A 17,220-nucleotide genomic window follows, 5' to 3' on the forward strand; every position below is an offset into this window, starting at 1 on the left:
GATGAAGGTGCTTGTTGTTAACTGGCGGGATATTTTTCATCCAGAGGCCGGCGGCGCTGAGGTTCATATTCATGAGATTTTGAAGCGTAAACCCCCTGATTGGGATGTTGATTTTGTGAGTGCGACGTTTCCTGGTTGTTCACGAACGGCGGAAACCCCCTGGTACAGGATTATTCGTTTGCCGAATAATGCCCTTTTCAATTTTTCCTTTTTTTTCTGGTGGATCTGGAAGGGAAGAAAAAAAGGCTACGACCTCGTGATCGATGATATTTCAAAGATACCTCTTGCTACCCCTCTGTATATGAAAAAAGTGCCTGTGGTGGCTCTTATGCATCATATTCATGGAAAAAGTCTCTATACCATCCTCTCATGGCTCTTTGCTACCTATGTTTATCTCATGGAGAAATGGCTTTTGGGAGTGTACAGGAAAACCCCTCTCTTTGCGGTTTCTCCCAGTACCGCGAAAGAATTGCAGGGTTTGTATGCCTATCAGAATCTCTCGGTTGTATATAATGGCATTGAAAAACATCCTCTCTCTTTTGAAGAAAAAATGAGGAAGCGTTCTTCAATTCCCCTTGTGGTCTATGTAGGGAGGCTCAAATCGTACAAAAGGGTGGATCATTTTCTTCAGATGGCAAAGCATGTGTTGTCCCGGTTTCCTGAGGCGTCCTTTGTGGTGGCTGGTCAGGGAGAGGAGATGGAGAAACTCAAGACGCTCTCGGCAGAATTGGGTATCCAGAGGAGAGTAACCTTCACAGGATTTGTAGAGGAAGAGGCAAAAAATACCCTTTTAGAACAGGCATGGCTTATGGTGCTTCCTTCTGAGAAGGAAGGATGGGGGATTGTGGTGATTGAAGCCAATGCCTGTGGAACACCGGTGATAGGGTATCGGATTCCAGGTCTTCAGGATTCTATTCAGGACGGGAGAACAGGCGTACTGGTGGAGGAGGAAACCCCCGAGGCGTTGGCAAAGGCTGTGTCTGATCTCTTGGGGGATGAAAAACGCTGGAAGCACCTCTCAGAACAGGCTCTGGTATGGGCCGGACGTTTTCACTGGGATGAGATGGCAAAGGATTTTTACAGGCGGGTTGAGGGTGTACTCAAGGAGTGGAGTGATGGAAAAAAGATTTGACGGAGAAGTGCTTGATTTTCCACGACTTTTGGCCTTGTTGGCGGGTAAAGCCAAAATACAAACAACAAGGGAAGCCATCCTTTCTCTTCAGCCGTTTGACGATAAAAACAGCCTTCTTTCGGATTTAGAAACCTTGACCGAATACATCCAGTTAGCCCATAGGGGATTTTCCTTCGCTTCAGATGAACTCCCTGATATGAAAGATCTCTTTCAGACGCTTTCTATTGAGGGGGCTCTTCTTTCTCCGGCAGAGGTGATGGTGTTTCGTCGTTTTTTGGCTCTTTTGGAGGCCAATCGTTTTCTCTTTCAGGAGGTACAGCATCATCAGGATGAGTATCCTCACCTTTATAGTCTTTGTGCGACGGTCAAGGATTACCCGGAACTCCGAAAAACCATTGACGCTATCCTTTCCTCTGAAGGGGAAATCTACGAAAATGCCAGCCAGGAGCTCGTAGAGATACGGCAAAAGAAACACTCTCTTCGTAAAAGCATCCAGCAGCGTCTGGAAGAGTTTATGGAGGGTCCCGGTGTAGCCGAGTTCCTTCAGGACCGCTTTGTTACCGTGAAGGAGGGGAGGTTTGTCCTTCCTATCAAAACCTCTCTCAAAAATGTCTTTCAGAGAGAATACCAGGCTATCCTGCATTCTTACTCCAAGACCGGGGAAACGGTGTACATGGAACCGGCTTTTATTGTCGATGCCAATAATGAGGTCCTGGAGATTGATGAACTGGAAACCAAAGAGATGTGGCGTCTCATGGGAGAGATTACCGAGGCTCTTCGAGTTTTTCACGAAGAACTGCGGGTGGTGTGGGAGGTTTTGCCAGCCTGGGAATGGCTTCATCTTCGTTTTCTTTTCTGGAAAGAAAGAGAGGGAGTGATTCCCTCTATAAGTGATGCTCCAGTGGTTCATCTCCGGGAGGTCAGGCATCCTTTTCTTGGGGAGAAGGCGGTACCCGTGGATATTCTTCTTGAGGGATACCAGGCCCTGATTATCAGTGGGCCAAATGCAGGGGGAAAAACCGTTTCTCTGAAAACAACGGGGCTTTCTGTTCTGATGGGACTCTCAGGGATTCCTATCCCGGCAGAGGAGGCCACTATTGGTTTTTTCAGGCAGGTTTATGCAGAGATTGGGGACGAACAGAGTCTTGAACGAGAACTCTCAAGTTTTACAGGTCAGATACACTCTCTTCAAAGGATATGGGAAAAAGCCGACGAGAGAACCTTAGTGCTTATCGATGAGATTGCCAACAATACCGATCCCCGTGAGGGAGAGGCCATGGCCAAGGCGTATATTCAGGCTCTTCTTGCTAAAAAAGCGGTGGTGGTGATTACGACTCATTATCATGGCTTGAAACATATGGCCTATGAGGATGAACGCATCCAGAATGCCTCAGCCCTTTTTGATAGAGAACATTTGAAACCTCTCTATAAACTCCACTATGGAGAGTTTTCTATGAGTTTTGCGCTGGATATTGCTCGGCGGCATGGGCTTGCTCCCACTATCATAGAAAAGGCCTATGCCTATCTTGAGGAAAGTCTTTCTCCCACGGAAAAACTTCTGCTTGAGGTGGAGAAGCAGAAACAACTTCTTGCCGTAAGACAGCAGGAATTAGACCATCGCCTTCTCGAGGTCAATCGTTTAGAACAGTGGTATCAGAGAAAAATAAAAGAAATAGAAGAAAGGGAAAAACATATCAAAGAAAAGCATATAGAAAAACTCAGTGAGGAATTAGCGACTTTGAGAGAAGAGATTGCCAGGCTCAAAGAAAAAATTAAACAGCAGGAACTTTCTCCAAAGGACCTGGAAGTGATGGCGGAGGCTATAGACAAACGTCTGAAAACAGAACAAAAAACCATCTACAAACCCATCGAAAATCCTGTGGTTGGACAAAAGGTGTATGTGCCTTCTTTTCAGGCAGGAGGGGTGATAGAGTCTGTTCATCGAGACAAGGCCAAGGTGCGTATTGGGGGGATTTCGCTCATTGTGTCTCTTTCTGAACTCTATGAATATGAAGCCAAAGAGACTTTTTCACCATCTCAATCATCAGGTTCTTCTGTAAAGAAAACTTTGCCAGTTGGTGGTACAAAGACCATTGATGTAAGAGGGAAAACCGTGGATGAGGCCCTGCGAGAGATAGAAAAAGCGCTTGATAGGGCACTTCTGGATGGTATGGCAACCCTTTCTATTATTCATGGGATTGGGGAGGGAATTCTCCAGCGAGCTATTCATGACTTTCTCAAGGGTCAGAAGGGAGTGGTCAAATATGAATTTGCCCCTCCTCATGAGGGTGGAAGAGGAAAAACCATAGTCATGCTTGGGTAATAAAAAAGGCCGTCTTTACGACGGCCTTTGGTTATTTCTTTACCTGCTGCTGAGGCTGAGGATTGGACGAAGGCTGCTTGGGAACCATGGTACAATTTCCATTAAAAAGACAGCCTGTTTCAATAATAAGGTCCGGGGTCTTGATATCACCGGTGAGTTTTGCATTGTGGAGGAGTTCTACACGTTCAAGACCTTCCACGTTGCCGTTGATTTGTCCATAGTTGGTTACCACACCAGCTTTGACATCAGCATTGATAACAGCTTTTGGCCCGATGATGAGATGACCGGTGGCTTCAATCTTTCCCTCAAAGCGGCCTTTGATCATCAGGGACTTGTTGAAGCGCATTGTTCCCTGAAAATCAATATCATCGGCTAAAACTGTATCAATCATGCTCTCATCAATATTGGGTCCCATTTGATCCTTTGCCATAAATGGCCTCCTTGCTGAATTTTTTCTATCAGTTTTTCAAGGTATCCTTGAAAACTTACTTTATAGAGCTTTTGAGTTCCTTGCCAGGTTTGAAGAAGGGGGTCTTTCTGGAAGGAACCTGAACTTCCTCTCCCGTTTTGGGGTTGCGAGCTACTCGAGGTTTGCGTTTTTTGACTCCAAAAGTGCCAAATCCTCTCAGTTCGATTCTTCCGTCTTCACCGAGATTTTCGATGGATTCTCGCAGTTTCTCTATAAAGACAGAAACCACGGTCAAGACCTCTTTTCGTGAGAGCTTCATTTCTTCAATACTCGCATCTTCGTAGACCTTCTCCACAAGATCGGCCTTCGTCAGTTTCCCTCGAGCCATATTTATCCTCCTTATTTCCTGTTTCTTTTGCCAAGAATGCCCCTTTTATTTTTGACCGAATTTTTGATTGAAGAGTTGTTCCATACGGGAGATGAGACGAGAGGATTTATTTCGTTTGTAGATCCCTTTGGCCCAGGCATTGTCGATCTTCGACTTGAAGAGATTGAGCGCTTCTTTGGCCTGGTCCACGGTGGTCTTTGGATCCTGGAGAAGGAGCAATGTCTCCTTGCGGAGATTCTTGAGATAGGTTTTGAGAGCCCGGTTGCGTTCCCGGCGCTTCTCAGCTTTGCGCATTTGCTTTTTTGCAGACTTGATAATAGGCACAGAAACCTCCTTTGCCTTCCAAAAATTGAGTATTATATTTTACTGTATTTTAGAAAATTAGTCAATAAAAAAATGAGGATAAAAAATATTTTTTTTGCGTTTTTTGTCGTTCCACATATGAAACTGAATAGCTATTTTCACATTTCTTATGAACAGGGAAACAACACAAAAGCTTTCTGTTATGGTGTCTATTGAAAAAAGTTGAGTTTGAAAGCATTACGACAAGAGAGAGCTATTACCCTGTTTCAGCTAAACCCTTGTTCTTTGCTGAAACAAAGTCATAGCCTTCGCCCCTGCCGCGGTGCCATATCCAAAAAGCCTTTCCTGAAAAAGAGACCCTGCGGGCTGGTGAAAGAATGCCTGGTTCTTTTATCACCCCTTTTTTTCTGTACCCCACTTCGACTTCGCTCAGTACTCTCCTTCGACTTCGCTCAGGAGCCTCACCGGGCCGCTTTTGCGGTCGTGTGCTCTTTGTTGTAAGGTGGAAGTCCTTCCGGAGTGAGGGTGCAGGAGGCACCCGGGGCGACATCTTTTGTTGCTTTTTCTCAAAAGCCCACCGAAGTGGAGCCGCGGGGACCCCGCTTTAGCGGGGAATCGGCAAAGCGAGGTGGGCGTTATGCTTCCGAAGTCAGGAGGACGAGTTGATGTCGCCCACGGAGGAAGGACTTCCCCGGAAAGAGATGAGGTCTTTCTATTTGCCCGCAAAAGCGGCCCATTTTCCGTCCGAGGCGCATGCGTAGCATGCGACGAGGACAACGCCCCTTTTGCCCCGCGCGGGAGCGCTTCATGAAAAAAAGGAAGATGGGTAGCAAAAAGAGCCTAAAACTGAAAGAAAAAAGATGGTTAAACAAGCATTCAGTTTTTTTGTGAAGATAACCATTCTGTATGAGTGTGGAACGACATATTTTTTTGCGTTTTTTTGTTGTTAGTCGTTGAAGATGGATAACAAGAGAGGAGGAGACCTTTCTCCTTTGTGGTGAGAAACTTTTTTCTAAAGTATTGTAAAAAAACTCTTTTTTCTTTATAATGATACTATAAAGAACGACATGGATAGGATGGGGTGTTTCGGCAAAAGAGGTTTCTTTTTCACGTTGTGTGGTTTGGCTGGGCTATTGTCTATGCGTTATGTTTTCCGCCGTTTCAGCTTGGGTATGTAGCGTGGTTTGTCTTTGTTCCTGTGCTGTATCTTCTCTATACTCAGGGCATTTCTCAAATGGCCTATGCCTTTGGATATAGTCTTCTCTTTCTTATCGCGAATTTTTTCTGGTTGGCTGGTTTTTGGGCGCCGGCCATCTTTGTCGTGCCTTTTCTTTATGCATGTATTTTTATGGGTATGTTTTTTCTTATTGCCTGGATGGGAGAGAGGTATCCCCGTTTTCGATGGTTGAGTACTCCAGTGATCTGGGTGGGCTTTGAACTCTTTCGGTCTGTGGGGTTTCATGGGTTTCCCTGGAATCTGCTCGGGCATACCCAGTGGCATATACCCTTAGTGGTACAATCAGCGGACATCTGGGGGGTATATGGGATCAGTTTTCTTGTGATGTTGGTGAATAGTCTTCTTGTAGAGTGGCTTCTCTTTGCCGCTGAGAAAGGGGAGTGGTTGAGTTTTGTAAAAAAAAAGCCTTTTTTTGTGGGGCTTCTCGGTGGAATAGTCCTTTTTGTTGGGGGATATGGGACTTTTCAGCTTTCTCATTATGATAGGTATGTGAAAACCCTTCCCCATGAGAGGGTTGGACTTATTCAACCGAATATTGGAAGTCGTGAACCCTGGTGGGAAAATTTGTATGACTATGTCGCCCTTATGTGGCGACTCAATGCGGAAGCCGCTATCTGGAAACCTGATATGATTATCTGGTCCGAAACCATGATTCGTCATTATATCTGGTATTCTCTTCAGACAAAGCCGTCCAATACCTGGTACAATGAAATCAACCTGAGAGTGCTTTCGTGGCCTTATGAAATGAAAACTCCCATGCTTATCACCAGCCCTACCATAGAAAATGGAGAGGACTTCAATTCAGCTGATCTTGTGGATCCGGAGAGGCCGGATTATCAGCCGCGGAATAGCAAAATTCATCTTGCTCCTTTTGGGGAGTGGATGAGGGGATATGATAGGATACCTTTTGTGAAGAGGCTTATGGAAGCGGAAGGGGCTGGGGCTTTTACCCCTTCCTATGAAAGGACGCTGATGAGAAGCCGAAAGGGGCTTTTCAGGGTGCTTATTTGTTATGAAGATGTTTTTGGGCTTTTAGCTCGTTTCTTTGTGAAGCTGGGGGCTCAATTTTTTGTCAATACGACGAATGATGGATGGGCTTATCAACTGGGACTCAATCCCGCCCACTGGCAACATTTTGCCGGGTCTCTTCTGACCGCGGTGAGTGTTCGTCGTCCTATTGCCCGGGCTTCGAATACAGGAGTCACTGGGATTATCCATATCAATGGCCGATGGGAGGGGGATGTGGGGGATTATCAAGCGGGTTATTATGTGGGTGAGATAGAGATTCCACCGGCTTCGTTGCAGACGGTGTATGTGAGAGTGGGATTTCTGTTTCCATATATAGTCTTTTTTGTGATGGTGGTCATGCTGGGAGGAGGATGGTGGTATGCCAAACGGTAAAAATTATTTGACCATGCTTATGGCTGAAGAGGAGGGATATTCTATAGGCCTTCCTGATGGGGTGTTTTTTTTAGAAGAGGGAAACGACGCCCTTCAGTTAGGAGAGAAACTGTGTGAGAGGGTTTCGAAAAAGGGATACAGGAGGGTTTTTCCCCCGCTTTTTGAGTTTTATGATACCTATGCCAAGGGTGGTTCTGTTGATATTTCCAGGAGAAGCTTCGCTTTCAAGGACAAGGACGGCTCTCTTTTGGCCCTTCGTTATGATATGACGGCTCCCATTGCCCGTATGGTGGCTCAGAGGTATGAGGAAAAGGATTTGCCCTTGCACCTGTATTACTATGGGGATGTGTTCCGGGAACAGCCTTTTCATCAGGGGAAACCACGCCAGATCAGGCAATTAGGGATAGAGATTGTAGGAGGGGACCCTCTGGACACCAATGCGGAGATGGTCTCTCTTTTGAGAGAACTCATGCCCCTTCTGGACAAAGAGTATCGTTTGGTGATCGGAGATATTCGGTTGTACAAGGCCTGTATAGAGAATCTTGATCTCTCTGATGTTCAGAGGGAGGCTATTCATCGCTGTTTTCATCTCAAGGATCAACCTTCTTTGGTGAGTATTCTTCAGGGGGTAGCGGGAGAAGAAAAACAGAAACAAAAACTTCTCGGTTTGATGGATCTTGTGTTTCCATGGGAAAATCTCTCTGAAAAGCAAAAGCTTCTTGCTGATTTTGGACGAGAAGGAGAGATGGTATATGGGGATCTTGTTTCTTTAACCAAAACGCTCTCTTCTTTAGAGAAGGGAAAGGTCCTTCTTGATTTTGGTATGGTGAAGGATCTGGGGTATTATAGTTCCCTTGTGGTGGAGGCCTATAGTGTGAAGAGTGGGTATGCGATCTGTCATGGGGGACGATACGATGGGCTTTATAGGGCTTTTGGGAAAAACTTTTCAGCGGTGGGCTTTGCTTTAGATTTGAGTTATACATTCCGTTAATACTATGAAGAGGAGTGCTATATGGTCTATGTGGTTCTGGGAACTCAGTGGGGGGATGAGGGAAAGGCAAAGGTTATAGACTATTTTTCGCACCAGTTTGATTATGTGGTGCGTTTTCAGGGTGGTGCCAATGCAGGACATACCGTCCACGTTGGAGAGAAGAAATTTGTCTTCCATCTGATTCCTTCGGGTATTCTTCATGAGAAAACGCAGGTGGTGATTGGAAACGGCGTGGTGCTTGATCCGGTATGTCTTCTTGAGGAGATGGAGAGTATTTCCATGGAGGTTTCTTTTGAAGGGAGGCTCTGGATTTCCAATAAGGCCCATCTGGTGCTTCCTTATCACAAGTGGCTTGATGCGGCCAAGGAAAAAAAGGCCAAGAATCCTATAGGAACCACCCTTCGTGGGATCGGACCGGCGTATGCAGACAAGGTGGAAAGGCTTGGTATCAGGTTGGGGGATCTTTTTCTCTCTGAGGGAGATTTGACATCACGCTTGGAAAAGGCGTATGAGGTGAAGGCGTTTCTTCTTCAGAAGTACTATGGGATGGATGTGCCAATGACCATTGAGGAGATTCTTCGGGAAATCCTTCAGTATAGAGAGAAATTGGCGCCGTATGTGACGGATACGGAACGTCTTCTTCAAAAAGCAGCCGCCGAAAGACGAAATATTCTCTTTGAGGGGGCGCAGGGGACCCTTCTGGATGTGGATTTTGGGACCTATCCATTTGTCACTTCTTCCAATACCGTGGCTCCCTATGCTTTAGTGGGTAGTGGTCTTGGGCTTGTGGATGTAGCCAATGTGGTGGGTATTACGAAAGCGTACTGTACAAGGGTGGGAGAGGGACCTTTTCCCACGGAGTTAAAAGATAGCACGGGGGAGTTTCTTCGCAAACAGGGGGGAGAATACGGTTCTACCACGGGGCGTCCCAGAAGGTGTGGCTGGTTTGATGTGGTGATTACGAGGTATGCTATAGGGGTAAATGGGGTGAGTGAGATTTTTCTCACCAAGTTAGATGTTCTTGATGGCCTGGATGAAATCAAGGTGGCCGTAGGATATGAAATAGAGAGAAATGGTCAGAGGGAACGTCTTGATTATCCACCGCAGAGCTGGGAGGAACTGGAACAATGTAAACCTATCTATGTCACTCTCCCTGGCTGGAAGGGGAAAACGGCAGGGATAAAACGTTATTTCCAGTTACCGTCTGAGGCCCAGCACTATATAGAATTTCTTGAGATGCAATTGGGACGAAAGATTTCTTATATTTCGGTGGGGCAGGATAGGACAGACGTGATAGAACGATAGGGGGATTGATGGCCAATCACAGATACCTGTCGCAGATGATGTTAGGAGAGATGTATGGGCTTGATTCTTTGGGAGAGTTTCGGGATATTCTCCATCTTTCTCAATTGACCCGTCAGTTAATAAAGGAACAAACGGGCAGAGAATCTCAGGTTTTTCTCTGGGTGGATCATCTCGAGGTGTATAGAAATTGGGAGCGTGAGGATGTGATGGTCATTTCAAGAGAGAATCCACTTATCACGTATATGGTCCTTGAGAATCGACTGATTTCTACCCGGGAAACAAGGGTCAAAGCCTTTTTTGAGGAAGCTCCGGAACTCAGGCTTTTTTTTGAGTCTGAAGGTATCTGTTATCTTCTTCCCTTGGTCTTTCAGTACCGATTGTTGGGTTTTGTAGCTATCATGGGAGAGTACGCCCTTTCTCCTCATCAAAAGCAATTCTATCGTTTTCTCAAAGATGCCCTGCGTCATTATGTCCATACGGCTCTCTTGATGGAAAAAAGACTTCAAGAGATGCTTGGGCTTAATTATTTCACCAAGGAGCTTTCTTCCTGTGCCACGCCGGAAGAGATTTATCAACGCTTTTTTGAACTTCTCTCTTCTCTTCTTCCTATTTCGGCGGGTGTGTTTTATCGCTATGATGAGTTTCGGAGTGTCCTTATCCCAGTGGCAACGTATGGGGTGGATGGACTGTCGGAACTTTCTATGGAACAGGGGATTTCTGGTTTTGTCCTGGACAAAAAAAAGCCCCTTCTGGTCAACGATGTGGCCCATCAGCCCTTTCTTGTAGAAAGACAGAAGCAGGAGAACTTTCTGCGGGGGGCTATTCTGGTACTTCCCCTTATTCAGGATGAGAAGCGGTGGGGGGTACTTTCCTTTGCCCGTTATAACGGAGAATATGGGGTTTTTTCTTCGGATCATCTTTACTTAGGACGGATCCTATCCCAGATTGTGGTGACGGTGCTTGCCAGCAAAGTGTATTATGAGCGATTGGAACACAACTATTTTGATACCATTCGTGCTCTGACAACAGCGCTTGAGGCAAAGGATAGTTATACACGGGGTCATTCTGAGAGGGTACTTGAATATGTAACCTGGATAGCGGAGGAGATGGAGCTTTCCAAAACCACCCTTCGGAATCTCCAGTTTGCCGCTGTTTTGCATGATATCGGAAAGATAGGCATTGATGAATACATTATCCGGAAAAATGGAAAACTCACAGAAGAGGAATTTGACAAGATCAAACATCACCCAGAAATAGGGGATCATATCCTGGCCAGTGTGGATTTTCTCAAGGAGGCGCGGGAGTATGTGCATTATCACCATGAACGCCTGGATGGTTCCGGATATTATGGGAAACGGGCCGGGGAGTTTCCATGGGAAACAACGATTGTCGTGCTTGCGGATATCTTTGATGCCCTTACCAGTGAAAGACCGTATAGAAAGGCTCTTTCGTATGAGGAAGCGCTTTCTCTTCTGAGGGAGGAGATAGGTCTTACTTTTGAAAAGAGGGTGTATGATGCCTTTCTCAGGGCTTTGCAAAAACGTCATCTTCTCTCTCAGGATGTGGTACTCTCATGAAGTGGATGGTAGTGGCGCTTTTCTCAGTACTCGTGATGGGAAGATGGTATTTCAAGGTGAAAAGTCGGTCCCTTTTTGATAGTTATAAGGGAAAAGAACCACTCTGGATGGTGATGTATAGAGCCGTGCTTGGTATGATGCAGGGGGGAGTAACGGTTCTCTATCTCTTTGATAAGGCTCCCTCCTGGATGGTGCATGGTGTTTCTTTGTCAATGATGTGGATAGGAATGGTGTTAGGATGGCTCTGTATAGGGCTTATCTTCTGGGCACATGCGGCCCTGGGAGAGAATTTCAGTCCTTCTGTTGGAAAGGCGTATCGATTGGTGAAGGAGGGACCGTATAGCTATATTCGTCATCCCATTTATGTGGGTTATATTGGGCTTTTTTTGGCGGTGGATCTGATGACAGGATGGTGGCTCATGAGTGTATTAGGAGAGATGATTCTGTTTTCTCTGGTGCTGTGGCGGCTTCCTTTGGAAGAGGCCTATCTGGAGGAAGTCTTTGGAGAAGAATATCGCCATTATGCACGCAGGACTAAACGTTTTTTTCCATGGATTTTATAATAGGGAGGAGATATATGGAAAAGTGGTATGCAGGAGTGCTGGTGGTCATACTTCTGGTGGGTTGTGCGCTTCGTGAGAATGTTCCTGATGGTGTAGGGCTTCTTTTTCAAAGAATAGATCAGCAGGCGTCTTACGAGGCTTTTCAGGCGTGGGTAAAAGAACATTCTCTTCCCTGGGTAGAAAAGGATACCGTGACCTTTCTTCTCTGGGATGAGAAGGCGACACGTGTAGTTTTTGAAAGTCCTGTTCTTAACAACAAGGAAAAGAGTATGCCTATGAAACGATACAAACAGACACCCCTTTTCTATCTTTTCTTGCCACTCAAGGATAAGAAGGTGATTGACTATAGTTTTCTTCGATATGACGAACAGACACCCAATGGGAAAAGAATCCAGGATCCTGCACATCCTTTTATTGCATATACAAAACCGATCAGGAGTCGATTTATTCTTCCCGGCGAAAAGAAGGGAAAACTTCTTATTTTCAGCATGAAGCCATCCAATGGACTGGCTTCTCGTCGGATTTTTGTGTATCTTCCCTGGGACTATGAGGATACCACCAATCACTATCCTGTGGTGTATATGCAGGATGGACAGAATCTCTGGGATAGTTCGGTAGCCAACTTTGGGGGATGGAAAGTGGATTCAACTCTTGACCGTTTGATAGCTACTGGCAAGATTCGTCCTGTCATTGTGGTGGGGATAGAAAACTCTTCTGCCAGGGCAGAAGAATATGTCGGTTTCTCGGCTTATTATGGGCTTAAGGAAAACTATGATACCAATGAGCAGAAACGGGTTGTTGAGTACTCTAAAAAATATTTGGATTTTGTGGTGAATGAACTTGTGCCTTATATCAAAAAGAACTATCGTGTTCTTGCGGAAGAAACGGCGGTGGCTGGTTCCAGTTTTGGGGCGGGTGTTTCTCTCTACTTGGGATTTTCCAGACCAGATGTATTTCAGGCTATTGGGGCGTTTTCCTTTGGGAACTATCGGTCTGATGATGTCAATCGGGGAATAAGGCGGGTGCTTCAGGTTCAGCCTTATCTTTCCGCGCATCTTCTTGCTCCTGATGGGAAACATCGGATTTATCTTGATTGCGGTGGAAAGGGAATTGATAGTATTTTCATAGAAGCCTCGCGAAAACTTCATCAGGATCTGGTGAAAAAAGGATGGAAAGAGGGAAAGGACTATCTCTATGTGGAAGATCTCACAGCGGATCATAATGAGATAGCCTGGGCAAAACGCTTTGAACAGTTTGCGCTCTTTTTGTGGGGGAGGTAGGCTGAAAAGTTTTGCTTTTTTGTGAAAATTGTGCTACAATACACTATCTGAAGGAGGAAACATGGGCCGTAAGCCTGCTGAGACGGTTTCTTTTGAGGAAAAGCTGAAGCAACTTGAGGATATTGTGGCTGAGATAGAGGATCCAAACTGTCCGCTTGAGAAAGCTATTGACCTCTGTGCGACGGGTATGGGTCTCTATGCAGAACTCAGTGAACGGTTGACCAAGCTGGAACGAAAGGTCTATGAGGTAAAAAATCTCAAAGCATTAGCAGAAGGAAAAGAAACCTCTCCTGTCATGGAATTGTTTCCTCAAAATGAGACACCAGAAGAAGGAGAAGATGATGGTTTCTAAAAGCAGGGAGGAGGGGAATATGCCGCTTCGTCCGACGCGTATTCAGGTCAATATCAGAGCTATCTATAGCTACAAAGGGTGTGAGGGAGAAGGGACTATTATTGATATTTCGACAGGTGGGCTTGCCATGGAGGTGAAACAGATATTTGTGCCCGGGGATCTTCTGCGTATCCGTTTTCGGCTTGAAGGTGTGAGTGCCCAGGAGATTGATATCTGGGGCATTGTTCGTTCTGTGAATGGTACTCTTCTTGGAATCAAGTTTGAAGAGGTGTCAAACGAAAACTTAGAAAGAATTGATCAATATGTGACCAATCTTTTGGCTCAAAGGGGATTGCCTGAGCGTGAGCAGTACGAGGGGTGATGGATGCCTGTATGGTGATATTCTTGTCTTTTCTTGTGGTGGCACTTTTTCTTTCGAATGTGGGGATTTTGGCGTGTTATCTTGATCTCCATAAACGTCATGAGAATCAGAGACTTATTCTCACAGCTATCAATGCCAGTGAAGATATAGGGTATATTCTTTCTGAAATTCTTTCTCTCATGAAAAAAGTACTCAAAACCCCTATAGCCGCTTCCGTAGTGGCTATAGCGGAAGAATCCCAGCTTCGCGTGCTCTACCCTTCCCAGATGGAGAATAAGCGGGTGTATCATTTTTTTTCTTCCCTGAGTCGTTCTGAGATGTATCAGTTTCTTCTTCAGTGTTTTTCTCTAACGAAAAATATTTTTGTCACCAATGTTTTGGGGTCGACGCAGGATGCCTCTTTGACGGCTCTTTCCCTTCTACAGCAGTTTCAATATCAGAGGCAGGGAAGGTATAATTATCTTGTGATTCCTATTTACGATAAGGAGATAGCCGGTCTTGTTGTTTTTGAGGCAGAGGGCAGATTTCCTTTTACCTATCGGGAGGCAAAAAGGCTTCAAAGAAGTATCCCTTTATTGAATATAGCCTTTTCTCGAGTACTCCTTCTCTGGAATCTTCGACAGCAGTCAATTACCGATCCGTTGACAGGGCTTCTCAATAAAAGGCAGTTTGTTCTTATGGCTGAGAAGATGTTTTCTCTCTCCAAGAGAAGAGAACAGCCGTTTGCCTTAGCGATTCTGGATATCGATAACTTCAAACATATCAATGATACCTACGGTCATCATGTGGGAGATGTGATTCTCAAGGATATTGCCGAGGTTATGGTGAGTGAATCACGGCAGGCGGATTATCTTTTTCGGGTAGGCGGAGATGAGTTTTGTATTCTCTTTTCTGATATTTCTAATGTAGAGGATATTCGTCTCTATAGTGATCGTATTTATGACGCGGTGAAACGATATCAGGAGCGAAAACCCCCAGCTGTTCTGGAAACGATTACCGTGAGTTTGGGTTGGGCTATGGAAAAAGAGGCTTTGAGCTGGGTTGAGGTGTTTGAGAAGGCCGATAAGCATATGTACGAACAAAAGAGGAAACATCATGAAAATCATTGGTATAAGGGATGAGAAGAACCGCTATTTTCAGGGTATATGGGAAGGAGAAAATGTTCGTGTGCTTGATTTTTTGACGGGACGCGTGATCGGGGAAAAAACTCTTGATAGGGTCCGATGGGATGTCCCTGTACGTCCCACCAAGATTGTCGCTGTAGGTCTCAACTACCGTCTTCATGCCGAAGAACTCAAAATGCCCCTTCCCGAAGAGCCTGTTCTTTTTTTGAAACCATCGACAGCCCTTCTTCCCCATTTAGAGACTATTCTCTGGCCTTCTCAGAGTGAACGGGTTGATTATGAGGCGGAACTGGCTGTGGTGATAGGAAAAGAGGCAAAGAATGTTTCTGTTTCTGAGGCAAGGAAGTATATTCTTGGTTTTACGGCTTTCAATGATGTAACGGCAAGGGACCTGCAAAAAAAGGATGGCCAATGGACACGGGCGAAGGGTTTTGATACCTTTGCTCCGTTGGGGCCTGTGATTGATACAGAATGGTGGCCGGAGGATACGACGAGGATAAGACTCAAGAAGAATGGCCTTGTTTGTCAGGATGATACCTTTGGGACGATGATTTTTTCTGTGGAGCAACTCGTGAGCTTTGTGAGTTCGGTGATGACGCTTCTCCCTGGTGATGTGATTGCCACAGGAACTCCTGCGGGTATTGGGCCTATGGCTGAAGGGGACGAGGTTTCTGTGGAGATAGAGGGACTTCATCCGTTAGTGAACATCATGGGGAAAAAGCCATCTAAAACGACTGAGGAAGACCCAGAGTCTCACGGATGAGTTTTTGTTCAGAGGGGGAGTAGTTGTTTTCTATATAAGAAAACAGGGTCTCCATGGTAACAGGAAAAGTTTGATAGCCAATGTTCTTTTCTCTTTTGTTAGCATCAAAAAGAAGTCCTAAATGGTCTTCATTTTCTTTCCATCGAAACCAGCGAGGGAGGTTTTCTCCTTCGGGGATGCCTTTGTGGACAAAAGCACTCAGGTAGACTTGCATGGCATAAGAGAGGTCTTTTCTACCCTTTTCATTGGCTTTGGTAAATACCCTTCCTGTGAGAAAGAATCCCTGAATAGTGTCATTCCCTAACCAGAAGGGAATTTCTAAGGTATGAAAGGCCCCGAGGCGTTTTCCTTCTTTTGGACCAAGGGGGCTTTCGCCGTTTGTATCCATGCTTCCCCAGTCAAAGCGGTAGACATACACAGGTGTACCCCATCTGTGAAGAGTATCCGCTATGGCATCCACATAGAAAGCCTTCCATCTCATTCCCCCTAAAAATCCTAACGCCTGGTAGAGAGGAGTGTCCCAGTCCTTTCTGGAAAACGAGAGAAAAAGCTTGGTTTCTTCTTTGTTGTTTCCTATAATGACAGGAACGCGGGAAAAATTTCCTTTTTCTAAGGCTGTAAACCCATCGAAAGGAAGAACTTCTCCATCGGCGATGAGGTTGGCTTCATCTATCATTCCTAACATACTTCCCTTCAGAATAGAAAGAATATCCTTTGCGGAAAGTGTGTACAAGAAATCTCTGATTGCAGAAGGGTTGAGGCGAAGAAGGTGATAAGCTTCTTCTAAAGATTTTACACGCCGTTTTTTCACGAGGAGTCTGGCTATGAGTTGAGAGGCTTTTTTGTCGGCTTCTTCTTTTGAGATATTCGAGGTGTAACCACTCTGGATGATAGCCCGATGGAAAAGCCCTTTGGCTTTTGGAGATATGAGAAGAGAAAGGACATTCAGTCCACCGGCGGATTCTCCTGCTATAGTCACACGGGACGGCTCTCCACCAAAAGCAGGGATATTTGACTGTATCCAGTGGAGGGCAAAGATGATGTCCAACGTACCGTAATTTCCGCTGTCATCATCTTTGTTTGTGCCACTTCGAAGAGAGGGATGGGTAAACCAGCCCAGAAGACCAAGACGATAATTGAGAGAGACAAAAATCAGGTTGCCGTTTTTTGCCAAACGAGCCCCATCATAATCCGGGACATAGTGAGCACTTCCGATGGAGTTTCCCCCACCGTGGATCCAGACGTATACAGGAAGATTGGTTTCAAGGCTTTGTGGTCTCCATATGTTGAGGTAGAGACAATCTTCATCTCCTATTACCCACCCAAAGAAGAGGAGAAACTGGGGAGACATCCCGCGGAAGGTCGTGGCCTGATAGATATTCTCCCATGGGGGATGAGGTCGTGGGGCTTTCCAGCGGAGGTCCTTGATTGGAGGTGTGGCATAGGGAATGCCTTTGAAACTATATATACCCTTTTCATAGGTTCCCTGAATCCAGCCTGAACTGATTTTGACAAGGGGGGTGTTGTGCCATCTTGAAAGACCATCGGGTAGAATCTCCGGTTTTTGTGGGTTTTGACAGGCTGAGAGGGAAAAAAAGAGGGAAAAAAGAAGAAAAAGAGTTTTTTCTTGTTTTTTCCCTATATCATTGTACCAAATAAGGAAGAAAGTCAAAATATTATGTTGGAAGAAATGGTGACGGATTTCTATTGA

The 17,220-nt window shown here is 45.5% G+C and carries 16 protein-coding genes; 12 read left to right on the forward strand and 4 right to left on the reverse strand.

What is annotated here, in order from left to right; all coding sequences use genetic code 11:
- Position 1: 1 nt before the first annotated feature.
- The gene (locus BREVNS_RS09700; RefSeq protein WP_483426808.1) at positions 2-1,132 is read left to right on the forward strand and encodes a glycosyltransferase family 4 protein; all 1,131 of its coding nucleotides are present in this window, start codon (positions 2-4) and stop codon (positions 1,130-1,132) included.
- Positions 1,116-3,455 carry an endonuclease MutS2 gene (locus BREVNS_RS09705; protein ID WP_483426809.1) on the forward strand — a complete coding sequence of 780 codons (2,340 nt, stop codon included), beginning with the start codon at positions 1,116-1,118 and terminating at the stop codon, positions 3,453-3,455. The genes BREVNS_RS09700 and BREVNS_RS09705 overlap by 17 nt, the downstream gene beginning before the upstream one ends.
- Positions 3,456-3,486: 31 nt before the next feature.
- On the opposite strand, the gene BREVNS_RS09710 is transcribed toward BREVNS_RS09705, so the two are convergent.
- The 3 genes from BREVNS_RS09710 to rpsT are packed head-to-tail and all read right to left on the reverse strand — an operon-like array spanning position 3,487 to position 4,576.
- Positions 3,487-3,885 carry a bactofilin family protein gene (locus BREVNS_RS09710; protein WP_483426810.1) on the reverse strand — a complete coding sequence of 133 codons (399 nt, stop codon included), beginning with the start codon at positions 3,883-3,885 and terminating at the stop codon, positions 3,487-3,489.
- 55 nt (positions 3,886-3,940) lie between these two features.
- Positions 3,941-4,252: an HU family DNA-binding protein gene (locus BREVNS_RS09715; protein WP_483426811.1), complete on the reverse strand. Its 312-nt coding sequence runs from the start codon at positions 4,250-4,252 to the stop codon at positions 3,941-3,943.
- 45 nt (positions 4,253-4,297) lie between these two features.
- Positions 4,298-4,576: a 30S ribosomal protein S20 gene (gene rpsT, locus BREVNS_RS09720; protein WP_483426812.1), complete on the reverse strand. Its 279-nt coding sequence runs from the start codon at positions 4,574-4,576 to the stop codon at positions 4,298-4,300.
- Positions 4,577-5,636: 1,060 nt separating this feature from the next.
- Here rpsT and lnt point away from each other — a divergent pair.
- The 10 genes from lnt (at position 5,637) to BREVNS_RS09770 (ending at position 15,509) form a co-directional block, all read left to right on the forward strand.
- Positions 5,637-7,193, forward strand: a complete 1,557-nt coding sequence (gene lnt, locus BREVNS_RS09725; RefSeq protein ID WP_483426813.1) for an apolipoprotein N-acyltransferase — start codon at positions 5,637-5,639, stop codon at positions 7,191-7,193.
- Complete coding sequence (locus BREVNS_RS09730; protein ID WP_483426814.1) at positions 7,180-8,184, forward strand: ATP phosphoribosyltransferase regulatory subunit; 1,005 nt, start codon at positions 7,180-7,182, stop codon at positions 8,182-8,184. Before lnt ends, BREVNS_RS09730 begins: the two co-directional genes overlap by 14 nt.
- A gap of 21 nt (positions 8,185-8,205) precedes the next feature.
- Positions 8,206-9,489, forward strand: coding sequence for an adenylosuccinate synthase (locus tag BREVNS_RS09735; RefSeq protein WP_483426815.1), 1,284 nt, complete (start codon positions 8,206-8,208; stop codon positions 9,487-9,489).
- 8 nt (positions 9,490-9,497) lie between these two features.
- On the forward strand, positions 9,498-11,066 hold the full coding sequence (locus tag BREVNS_RS09740; RefSeq protein WP_483426816.1) for an HD domain-containing phosphohydrolase: 1,569 nt from the start codon (positions 9,498-9,500) through the stop codon (positions 11,064-11,066).
- Positions 11,063-11,629, forward strand: coding sequence for a methyltransferase family protein (locus BREVNS_RS09745; RefSeq protein ID WP_483426817.1), 567 nt, complete (start codon positions 11,063-11,065; stop codon positions 11,627-11,629). The genes BREVNS_RS09740 and BREVNS_RS09745 overlap by 4 nt, the downstream gene beginning before the upstream one ends.
- Before the next feature lie 14 nt (positions 11,630-11,643).
- Positions 11,644-12,909: an alpha/beta hydrolase gene (locus tag BREVNS_RS09750; protein ID WP_483426818.1), complete on the forward strand. Its 1,266-nt coding sequence runs from the start codon at positions 11,644-11,646 to the stop codon at positions 12,907-12,909.
- A gap of 61 nt (positions 12,910-12,970) precedes the next feature.
- Entirely contained in the window at positions 12,971-13,261 is a 291-nt protein-coding gene (xseB, locus tag BREVNS_RS09755; RefSeq protein ID WP_483426819.1) for an exodeoxyribonuclease VII small subunit, read from the forward strand.
- Positions 13,251-13,622, forward strand: coding sequence for a PilZ domain-containing protein (locus BREVNS_RS09760; RefSeq protein WP_483426820.1), 372 nt, complete (start codon positions 13,251-13,253; stop codon positions 13,620-13,622). The genes xseB and BREVNS_RS09760 overlap by 11 nt, the downstream gene beginning before the upstream one ends.
- Complete coding sequence (locus tag BREVNS_RS09765) at positions 13,622-14,743, forward strand: GGDEF domain-containing protein (protein ID WP_483426821.1); 1,122 nt, start codon at positions 13,622-13,624, stop codon at positions 14,741-14,743. The genes BREVNS_RS09760 and BREVNS_RS09765 overlap by 1 nt, the downstream gene beginning before the upstream one ends.
- The gene (locus tag BREVNS_RS09770; protein WP_483426822.1) at positions 14,718-15,509 is read left to right on the forward strand and encodes a fumarylacetoacetate hydrolase family protein; all 792 of its coding nucleotides are present in this window, start codon (positions 14,718-14,720) and stop codon (positions 15,507-15,509) included. The genes BREVNS_RS09765 and BREVNS_RS09770 overlap by 26 nt, the downstream gene beginning before the upstream one ends.
- Here the strand turns inward: BREVNS_RS09770 and BREVNS_RS09775 are convergent.
- Positions 15,472-17,181, reverse strand: a complete 1,710-nt coding sequence (locus BREVNS_RS09775) for a carboxylesterase/lipase family protein (protein ID WP_483426823.1) — start codon at positions 17,179-17,181, stop codon at positions 15,472-15,474. The genes BREVNS_RS09770 and BREVNS_RS09775 overlap by 38 nt on opposite strands.
- Between the last annotated feature and the right edge of the window lie 39 nt (positions 17,182-17,220).

It is taken from the genome of Longinema margulisiae (genome assembly GCF_025266855.1).
Taxonomy (GTDB): Bacteria; Spirochaetota; Brevinematia; order Brevinematales; family Thermospiraceae; genus Thermospira.

Excerpts from the sequence above, each read along its gene's own strand:
- BREVNS_RS09700 (WP_483426808.1), top strand. The coding sequence starts at position 2 with ATGAAGGTGCTTGTTGTTAACTGGCGGGATATTTTTCATCCAGAGGCC.
- BREVNS_RS09705 (WP_483426809.1), top strand. The coding sequence starts at position 1,116 with ATGGAAAAAAGATTTGACGGAGAAGTGCTTGATTTTCCACGACTTTTG.
- BREVNS_RS09710 (WP_483426810.1), bottom strand. The coding sequence starts at position 3,885 with ATGGCAAAGGATCAAATGGGACCCAATATTGATGAGAGCATGATTGAT.
- BREVNS_RS09715 (WP_483426811.1), bottom strand. The coding sequence starts at position 4,252 with ATGGCTCGAGGGAAACTGACGAAGGCCGATCTTGTGGAGAAGGTCTAC.
- BREVNS_RS09730 (WP_483426814.1), top strand. The coding sequence starts at position 7,180 with ATGCCAAACGGTAAAAATTATTTGACCATGCTTATGGCTGAAGAGGAG.
- BREVNS_RS09735 (WP_483426815.1), top strand. The coding sequence starts at position 8,206 with ATGGTCTATGTGGTTCTGGGAACTCAGTGGGGGGATGAGGGAAAGGCA.
- BREVNS_RS09740 (WP_483426816.1), top strand. The coding sequence starts at position 9,498 with ATGGCCAATCACAGATACCTGTCGCAGATGATGTTAGGAGAGATGTAT.
- BREVNS_RS09745 (WP_483426817.1), top strand. The coding sequence starts at position 11,063 with ATGAAGTGGATGGTAGTGGCGCTTTTCTCAGTACTCGTGATGGGAAGA.
- BREVNS_RS09750 (WP_483426818.1), top strand. The coding sequence starts at position 11,644 with ATGGAAAAGTGGTATGCAGGAGTGCTGGTGGTCATACTTCTGGTGGGT.
- xseB (WP_483426819.1), top strand. The coding sequence starts at position 12,971 with ATGGGCCGTAAGCCTGCTGAGACGGTTTCTTTTGAGGAAAAGCTGAAG.
- BREVNS_RS09760 (WP_483426820.1), top strand. The coding sequence starts at position 13,251 with ATGGTTTCTAAAAGCAGGGAGGAGGGGAATATGCCGCTTCGTCCGACG.
- BREVNS_RS09765 (WP_483426821.1), top strand. The coding sequence starts at position 13,622 with ATGGATGCCTGTATGGTGATATTCTTGTCTTTTCTTGTGGTGGCACTT.
- BREVNS_RS09770 (WP_483426822.1), top strand. The coding sequence starts at position 14,718 with ATGAAAATCATTGGTATAAGGGATGAGAAGAACCGCTATTTTCAGGGT.